At 65.3% G+C, this 8,028-nt stretch carries 9 protein-coding genes; all 9 read right to left on the bottom strand.

Translation table 11 applies throughout. The features are described 5' to 3' along the window. Nucleotides 1-106 precede the first annotated feature (106 nt). Nucleotides 107-394: a mercury methylation ferredoxin HgcB gene (hgcB, locus tag VGL40_14785; protein ID HEY3316527.1), complete on the bottom strand. Its 288-nt coding sequence runs from the start codon at nt 392-394 to the stop codon at nt 107-109. Between the two features lie 6 nt (nt 395-400). Continuing rightward, nucleotides 401-1,390 carry a mercury methylation corrinoid protein HgcA gene (hgcA, locus tag VGL40_14780; protein ID HEY3316526.1) on the bottom strand — a complete coding sequence of 330 codons (990 nt, stop codon included), beginning with the start codon at nt 1,388-1,390 and terminating at the stop codon, nt 401-403. 148 nt (nt 1,391-1,538) lie between these two features. After that, nucleotides 1,539-2,216 (bottom strand): amino acid ABC transporter permease, encoded by a 678-nt coding sequence (locus VGL40_14775; GenBank protein ID HEY3316525.1) that lies wholly within the window; start codon nt 2,214-2,216, stop codon nt 1,539-1,541. Continuing rightward, nucleotides 2,213-2,887, bottom strand: coding sequence for an amino acid ABC transporter permease (locus VGL40_14770; protein ID HEY3316524.1), 675 nt, complete (start codon nt 2,885-2,887; stop codon nt 2,213-2,215). Before VGL40_14770 ends, VGL40_14775 begins: the two co-directional genes overlap by 4 nt. Before the next feature lie 131 nt (nt 2,888-3,018). After that, nucleotides 3,019-3,828 (bottom strand): transporter substrate-binding domain-containing protein, encoded by an 810-nt coding sequence (locus VGL40_14765; protein HEY3316523.1) that lies wholly within the window; start codon nt 3,826-3,828, stop codon nt 3,019-3,021. Between the two features lie 103 nt (nt 3,829-3,931). Continuing rightward, entirely contained in the window at nt 3,932-4,657 is a 726-nt protein-coding gene (locus VGL40_14760) for an amino acid ABC transporter ATP-binding protein (protein ID HEY3316522.1), read from the bottom strand. 235 nt (nt 4,658-4,892) lie between these two features. Beyond that, a complete protein-coding gene (locus VGL40_14755; protein HEY3316521.1) occupies nt 4,893-6,197 on the bottom strand; it encodes an ATP-binding protein in 1,305 nt (434 codons plus the stop codon). A gap of 25 nt (nt 6,198-6,222) precedes the next feature. Then, on the bottom strand, nt 6,223-6,924 hold the full coding sequence (locus VGL40_14750) for a response regulator transcription factor (protein HEY3316520.1): 702 nt from the start codon (nt 6,922-6,924) through the stop codon (nt 6,223-6,225). A 148-nt stretch (nt 6,925-7,072) separates the two neighbouring features. Then, on the bottom strand, nt 7,073-7,717 hold the full coding sequence (locus VGL40_14745; protein ID HEY3316519.1) for a M23 family metallopeptidase: 645 nt from the start codon (nt 7,715-7,717) through the stop codon (nt 7,073-7,075). Between the last annotated feature and the right edge of the window lie 311 nt (nt 7,718-8,028).

Genomic DNA, 8,028 nt, shown 5'->3' with positions numbered 1-8,028 from the left:
CATCAGTCCGGGGCCTTGCGCGTTTCTCAGGCATCCGCCCGTTTCCTCCCGTGCCTCCGGTGCCCCAACTGTCTTCCGCCGTCCTCATCCTCGCCCCGCCGGCCGCTCAGCAGTTGCAGTCCCCGCTATCGCAGCCACAGGTGGGTTTCTTCCCGGTCAGGATGGCGTTGATATGGGCCTGGGCGCAGCCGACGCCGGCCTCGACGGTGATCGCCTCGCTCGGGCAGTTGAGCTGGCAGGCCCCGCACTCCATGCAGGCCTTGGGTTTGACCAACCGGGCCCGGTGGCCGTCGAAGGCGAAGACGCCGTGGGGGCAGACGGTGACGCACATCTCGCAACCGCTGCACAGGTCCGGGTCATAGCGGAGGGTGGTCTCTTCATAGCAGGAGAGCATGGACGGTCACCTCGCTTTGATCAGGTTGAGGGCGATCCCCAGACCCAGGGCCAGGACGCCGGAAGCGGCCAAGCCGATCATGATCGGGACGTAACGGGCGATCTCCTTCTTGACCCCGGTCTTCGAGGTCCAGGGAGTGGCCCCGGTGAAGTTCAGGGACAGGTAGGCGGTTATCGCCGGCAGGCCCAGCATCAGCGCGAGCGGCTCCAGCCAGGCCCACCACGGCCCGCCGCGGTTGACGGCGGCGGCCGCGCCGGCGTAAGCGAAGGGGGCGACGGCGACCAGCCCAAGGAGCCATCCCTTGACGCTGTAATCCTTGCTCGGCAGCCAGGGGAGAAGGATCGGGAAGACGGCCGCACCGGCTAGGAGGGCGGCCACCCCGCCGAAGGCCACCAACGGCAGGACCCCGAAGAACCCGAGGGCGGCCAGGGTCAACAGCGGCATGCCCAGGTGGAGGACTTCCACCGGGATCAGGACCGCTCGCTCGGCCAGGGTGAAGGTCACCCGACGCATCTCCGGTGTGGCCTGATGGGTCTTGAGATACTCCGGCAGGTCCCCGGCCCTGACCGGCCCGTACTCGACCCTGAAGCCGAGGCGGTTCTCGATCGCCTGGGCCGACACGCCGGCCGCGCCGAGTTGCGGCAGGATGATGGTCCGGTGGGAGACGACCTCGGCCAGCCGGGTCACCTTGACCCGGCGGATCAACTCGACCGTGCCGAAGGTCCCTTTCCCCGCGGCGCACCAAACGTTGATCCCCTTGGTGTCAAGGGCCAGGATGTAGGCGTCGCGACCGGCAAGGGCCGAACGGAGGGCGTCAAAACTCAACGTGTAGTTGGCGGTGACGAAGACCGGCGACTCCGGGGTCGGGCGGCCCAGGGCATAGAGCCCCGGCCTGACCCGATGGTCGCCGCGGCGGTAGCCGCAACGGGCCAGGACGTGATCCCAGCGGTTGGCCGCCGTCAGTCTCCCGGTGATAGGCCAGATCTTTGTCTCCATGTATGCAGCGTACTCCCTTGGTCGCCGGCCGGTCAACGACCGCTTCTTCAATTATAGACCCCCGGACGTGGTCCGGGGGCATCATCTCAAGCAACTTTGTTGTGTCGGAGTGACCCCACTGCGCCGGCGGATGTCCTCGCCACCCAGCTCAGAACGTCCTCACCGCCAGCTTCCGTTCAATCGCCCGGGCCGCCTGGCTCATCATGTAGTTGACGATGAAGTAGACCACGGCGATGGTGAAGAAGGTCTCCAGTGGGTTGACGTATTTGGCGAAGATGATCGTCCCCTTGCCGGTGATCTCCTCGACCCCGAGGGCCCAGGCGAAGGCGGTGTCCTTGACGACGGTGATGAACTGGCTGACGATGGGCGGGATCATCCGCCGCAGGGCCTGCGGGAGGACGATGTGTTGAAGGATCAGTTGGTAACTGAAGCCCTGGGCGGTGGCCGCCTCCCATTGGCCGCGGTCGATCGAGATCAGCCCGCCGCGGATGATCTCGGCCATCACCGCGCTGGTGAAGACGGTCATCCCGATGACCGCCGAGCGGAGGGCCGGTTGTTTGGTGAGAAGGTAGGTGCCGAGCATGATCAGAAGCATCGGTAGGTTGCGGATGGCCTCGATATAGATGAAGGCCGCCAGCCCGATGCCCCGACCCCAGCGGGTGTGCCGGTAGCGGTCCCCGCTGTACCTGGCGATGGCCAGCCCGAGCCCGAAGACGAAGCTCATCAGGATGGTCAGGATGGCCATCTCGAGGGTGGTGGCCAGGCCGTAACCGAGGAAGCGGATGTTCTCCGGTCGGAAGAGATCGGCGAAGCCCTTGAGGGTCATGCGGCCGCCCCCCAGGTGGCGTGCATCCGCCGCTCGAGCCGCCTGGCCAGGTAGGCCGTGGGCAGGGTGAGCAGGAGGTACAGGCCGGCGGCGGTGACGTAGGCCACCGCGTAGTACAGGTTATAGGCCGACCATGTATCAGCCTGGTACATTATGTCGTAACCGGCGATAAGCGAGAGGACAGAAGAGTTCTTGATCAGGTTGACGAACTGGTTGGTCAGGGGCGGCATGATCACCCGAAAGGCCTGGGGCAGGACGATATGCCGCATCGCCTGGCCGTAGGTGAAGCCCTGGCTGTAGGCCGCCTCGAGCTGGCCGCGGTGGATCGACTGGATGCCGGCCCGGACGGCCTCGGCGATGTAGGCCCCGGTGTAGACGCCCAGCCCGATGACGCCGACGGACAGGACCGGCAGGGTCAGGCCCAGCCGCGGCAGGCCGTAGTAGTAGAAGAACATCTGGGTGACTAGGGGCGTGTTCTGGAAGAATTCCACGTATCCGCGGTTCAGCCAGCGCAACGGCTTGACCGGGATGACCCCGAGGACGCCCATGAAGGTCCCCAGGGCCATGGCCAGAGCCAGGCCCATCAGTGAGGCCATCACCGTCTGGCCCAGGCCGCCGGCGAAGATCCGCCAGTCGTGGAAGAGGGTCAGCCAGGCCTGAGGTCCGAGCATGGCGGCCAATCACCCCCGTCGGCATCGCCGGATGGTGGTCGCGGTCGACCATTGGCGCGGGGCCGGCCCGTCTTGGGCGGGGCCGGCCCGCCCGCCGGGTTCGGCCCCGCCCATTCGGCCTTCGCTCACCCCTACTTGTTGGTCAGCCCCCACTTCTCTTGCAGGACCTTCATGTCCCCGGAACTGATCATCTGGTCGATCACCTTGGCCACGAAGTCCCTCAGGTCGTCGTTGCCCTTCTTGGTGGCCGCCCCGTACTCCTCGTCGCTGTAGCGGTCGGGGAGGATCTTGGTGGTCTGGTCGGACTGCTCATAGTACTTGAGGATGGCGGCGTCGGTCGAGAAGGCCTGAACCCGGCCGGCCTGCAGGGCGGCCAGGATCTCCGGGTAGGTCTCATAGGCCTGGAACCTCGGCTTGACCTTCAGCGGGGCGGCCTTGGCCTCTAATCGCTGCTGAGTGTCGGCCGCCTTGGCCACTCCGATGGTCTTCCCATCCATGTCCTTGAGGCCGGTGATGCCCGAGTCCTTCTTGACCAGAAGGCGGATTCCGTCAACATAGTAAACCGGGCTGAAGTCGACCAGCTTCTTGCGCTCTTCGGTAATGGTGAAGGTGGCCAGGACGATGTCGATCTCCCCGTTGTCCAGGAGGCCCTGACGCGTCTTGGCCGTCACCCCGGTGAACTCGACCTTCTTCTCGTCCCCCAGCATCTCCTTGGCGATCCGCTTGGCGATGTCGATCTCCAGGCCCTCGAACAGGTTAGTCGCCGGGTTCTTGAAGCCGAACCCGATGACGTCGGCCTTCACGCCGACCTTGAGGGCCCCGCGTTGCTTTATTTTGGTGATGTTCGGCGTCTTGGCCTTGGGGGCGCAACCGGCCAGGGACAGGACGAGCGCGGACACGAGCATGAGGACCAGAAAGAGAACCCACGACCGTCGCCTCATCGACTCAACCCCCCTGTCTCGAATCGTCAAGGGCCTCGCCGGTCGGGCCGCGCAGCCTGCCACCGCGCCGGCCATGGGACAGCGGCGTAGGCCCCGGAACGCCTCAATGAAGCACCTTGCTCAAGAAGCCCTTGGTCCGCTCGTTCCGTGGGTTGTCGAGGACCTGCCCGGGCGGCCCTCCCTCGATGATTTCGCCGTTGTCGAGGAGGATGACGCGGTCGGCAACCTCCTTGGCGAAGCCCATCTCGTGGGTCACGACGACCATCGTCATGCCCTCTTTGGCCAGGTCGATCATGACGTCGAGGACCTCGCCGATCATCTCCGGGTCGAGGGCCGAGGTCGGCTCGTCGAAGAGCATGTAGCGCGGCTTCATCGCCAGGGCCCGGGCGATGGCCACCCGCTGCTGTTGCCCGCCCGACAACTGCCCCGGGTAGGCGGCCGCCTTGTGGCTGAGCCCGACCCGCTTGAGGTAGTACCGGGCGGTCTCCTCGGCCTCGCCCTTGGCCACCCGCTTGACCTGAACCGGGGCCAGGGTGACGTTCTCCAGCACGGTCTTGTGGGGATAGAGGTTGAAGAGCTGGAAGACCATTCCGATGTCCTGGCGGATGCGGTTCAGCGGGGCGCGCGGGGCGGTGACGTCCTGTCCGTCGACCAAGACATGCCCGCTCGAGACCCGCTCGAGCTGGTTGATGCAACGGATGAGGGTCGACTTCCCCGACCCGCTGGGCCCGATGATGACCAGCTTCTCGTTGGTCGGGATGGTCAGGTCGATGCCCTTGAGGACGTGGTTTGGGCCGAAGTACTTGTGGACCTGGCGGAACTCGATCACGGCGTCACCCTCCAGCCGCTCGGCGCCGAGGTCAGTCGTCAGACCGACGTCCGAATTGCCTTGAGTTGCCTAATATTCCAACCCTATTCGGCCCGGCCGTTGGATATTCCGCTTGCCCCCAAGCCGGGTGGGCCTCCCACAAAAAGCCCCCTATGCGGCAAGCATAGGGGGCGTGTCTTCACCGGCGGAATAGCGACCCGCGACCGGTCACGGGGCGGGGTCCCGCGGCAGCGCTTTAGGCACCCACTGGCGGCCCCGGCAGGCGGATCTCAAAGACCGTCCGATTGGGCTCGTTGTAGGCGGTGATCGTCCCGTGGTGGAGATCGATGATGTTCTTGGCGATCGCCAGGCCCAGACCGGCGCCGCCGGTCTCGGCCGAGCGCGACTTCTCGACCCGGTAGAAGGTCTCGAAAAGATGCGGCAGGTCGGCCTCGGGGATCCTCGGTCCGTGGTTGGCCACCTTGAGCACCCGCTGGTCGCCATCCAGGCTGAGCTCCAGGTCGACCTGGCGGCCGTCGCCGCCGTATCGGATGGCGTTGCTGATCAGGTTCTCGAGGACCCTGACCATGAGGTCCGGGTCGACGGCGGCGCTGACCTTGTCCGCCGGAACGACCAGTCGGTAATGCATCCCCGCGGAGAGCAGCGCCGGCACGAATTCCTCGGCCAACTGCTCCATGAGTTCACCCAGATTGACAGTGGTCAGTCTGGCACCGATCCCCCCGCTGCTCGTCCGGGTGTACTCGAAGAGTTGATCCACCAGCCTCTTGAGCTGCCTGCCCTTGGCATGGGCGATGGCCACGTAGTGCCGCAGCTCGACCTCGTCCACGTAGTGATCGCCGTCGATTAGGTCGAGATACCCGAGGACCGAGGTGAGCGGGGTCCGGAGGTCGTGAGAAACGCTGGTAATCAGTTCGTTCTTGGCCCTGGCGGCATCCCGTTCCTGCTCGATCGAGGTCTTCAGCTGTCTGGACATCAGGGTCAGGTTGTGGGCAAGCTGGCCCAACTCGTCCTGGGTCCTTTCGGGAACCTGGACCTCGAAGCGGCCCCGGGCGATCTGGTTGACCGCCTCGTTGAGCTCTTCTATCTGGCGAACGGTGCCCCGGCTGAGGAGGAAGAAGAGGACCAGGAAGAGCCCGAGTCCGGTGACCAGGGCGACGGGAAGGGTCCCCACCCCGTCCTTGAGGGCGTGGAGCAAATCGCCGAACAGGGGCATCCTCCGCAGGGCGTAGGCGACCAGAAGGACCACCTGCTCACCGGCCAGGGCGGCGAGGGCGCTGGCCACGAAGGCCAGGACGAATTTCCATCTGATGCTGCGCAGCCACATGTCCCTGAGGCCCGGGCTGAGGACCAGGAAGAAGGTCAGGAACAGCCCGAAACCGGTCAGGTAGGCGACGGCCGGCCGGAGCAGAGACTGCCGCAGGGTAAGGAAGAGCAGCCCGCCGAGTCCGCTGAAGAGGGCGCCGAAGCTGCCCGAAGCGGCGGTAAGCAACTGCAGCCCCAGGAAGGCGGCCAAGCCGCTGGCCAGAATGACGAGGCTCAACCTCAGGGCCTTGTTTCCCAGCCATCTACGCCTCAAGTCGGTAGCCCACCCCCCAAACGGTGGTCACAAGCGTGGGATGCCGCGGGTCATCCTCGATCTTCTCCCTGATCTTCCTGATGTGAACCATGACCGTGTTGTTCGAGTGAAGGTAGCGCTCCTGCCAGACCCGCTCGTAGATCTCCTCCGAGCTGAACACCCGTCCGGGGTGGCCGGCCAGGAGGAGGAGGATTTCGTACTCGGTGGGGGTCAGGTTGGCCCGACGCTCCCCGACGGTGATCGTTCGCTTGGCCCGGTTGATCTCGAGGCCGCCGGCCCGCAGGATGTCCTCGGAGTCACGCCAGGCTCGATCGGGGTTGAGGCTGAGATACCTCCGAAGTTGGGCCCTGACCCTGGCCACGAGTTCAAGGGGATTGAACGGTTTGGCCATGTAGTCGTCGGCCCCGGTCTTGAGTCCCAGGATCTTGTCCACGTCCTCGGCTCTGGCGCTGAGCATCAGAATCGGCGTATTCCTGACCTCGCGGACCCTCCGGCACATCTCCAGCCCGTCCATGCCGGGCATCATGATGTCGAGGATGATCAGCTGGACGTCGTGCTCCCTGAGAACCTGCAGGGCCTGTTCACCCGAACCGGCCATAAAGACTTGATACCCTTCGCTTTGCAGGTGAATGGCAATGAGGTCGGCGATCTCTTTCTCATCATCGACGACCAGGATGCTCGCGGCGTTCATCATCATCCCACCTGCGTTTCGGCTCGGCAGCCATTGGTGTGGTCAAGGCCGGGAGCCCCTTCTAGAAGGCCGTCCAGGAATCCTCCCAGGCGGCGGCGTGACAACGGCGGCAACTCCTGGCACTCACCGGCGCTCGATGGTTCTTCAGTCATTCCTTGGCGGGTCGCACATACGTCATTGGATCAACTGGCTCGCCGTCACGGCGTACTTCGAGGTGCAGGTGAGGGCCGGTAACCTGCCCGGAGGAGCCGACCAGTCCGATGCGGTCACCACGCTCCACCGCGTCCCCCTCTTTGACTGAGGCGGCCGAGAGATGGGCATAGACGGTGGCCAACCCGGCCCCATGGTCGACCACGATGATCAGTCCGTATGCCTCGAGACGAGTGACCGCGATGACTCTGCCCGCGCCGCAGGCGGCGACGGCGGCCCGGGCCGGGGCGGCAATGTCCGCGCCCTCGTGGTCCACAGACACCCCGAGGATGGGATGCCGCCTCGGGCCGAAGACCGACGTCACCTCTGTGTACCCCGGCGTCGGCCAGACCAGTCCGTCGGCCTTGGCCCCCGGTCGCGGGTTCTGACGATCGGCGATCAGCCGGGCGATGGCCTGTGATTCACGCTCGATCTCCTCTGGCCCGGCCTCCGCGGCCAGGGAAGAGAAAAGCGGCCCCCGGCCGACGATGCCCGCCCACCCGGTCCCGGCTCCGGGGTGGAAGAACATGCGGCCCGGGCCCGCCGCGATGATCGCGACCATCAACAACGTGAAGACGAACCTCTTCCTTCGGACCCGCACCATCGTTTTCCCCCCGCAGTCCACGGTCTCAGCCCTAACTGCGGTTAGTTTACACGACAGCCCTTAAGCGGCCAGTCGCTTCTTCCTTAAGGTTTTCTTAAACCGGCGGCCGACCGACCGGAAAGCGGGTCCGGCCTGCGAGCGGATTCATAAGGAAAGATGCCCCCTACTGTCGGCGCAGTAGGGGGCACTCTCCAGGGCCCGTGTTTCAGCGGCCTTCTTCTCACCCCCGCCGCTTCATCATCATCGTGTGAATCCCTTCCTGGACCACTGTGCCGTCCTGCTTGATGGTCTGCATCAAGAAGCGAACGACG

The sequence above is a fragment of the Bacillota bacterium genome (assembly GCA_036504675.1).
Lineage (GTDB): Bacteria > Bacillota > Sulfobacillia > JAJYWN01 > JAJZPE01 > DASXUT01.
The sequence above is the reverse complement of the archived record's forward strand: the minus strand, read 5'-3'. Positions and strand labels throughout refer to the sequence as shown.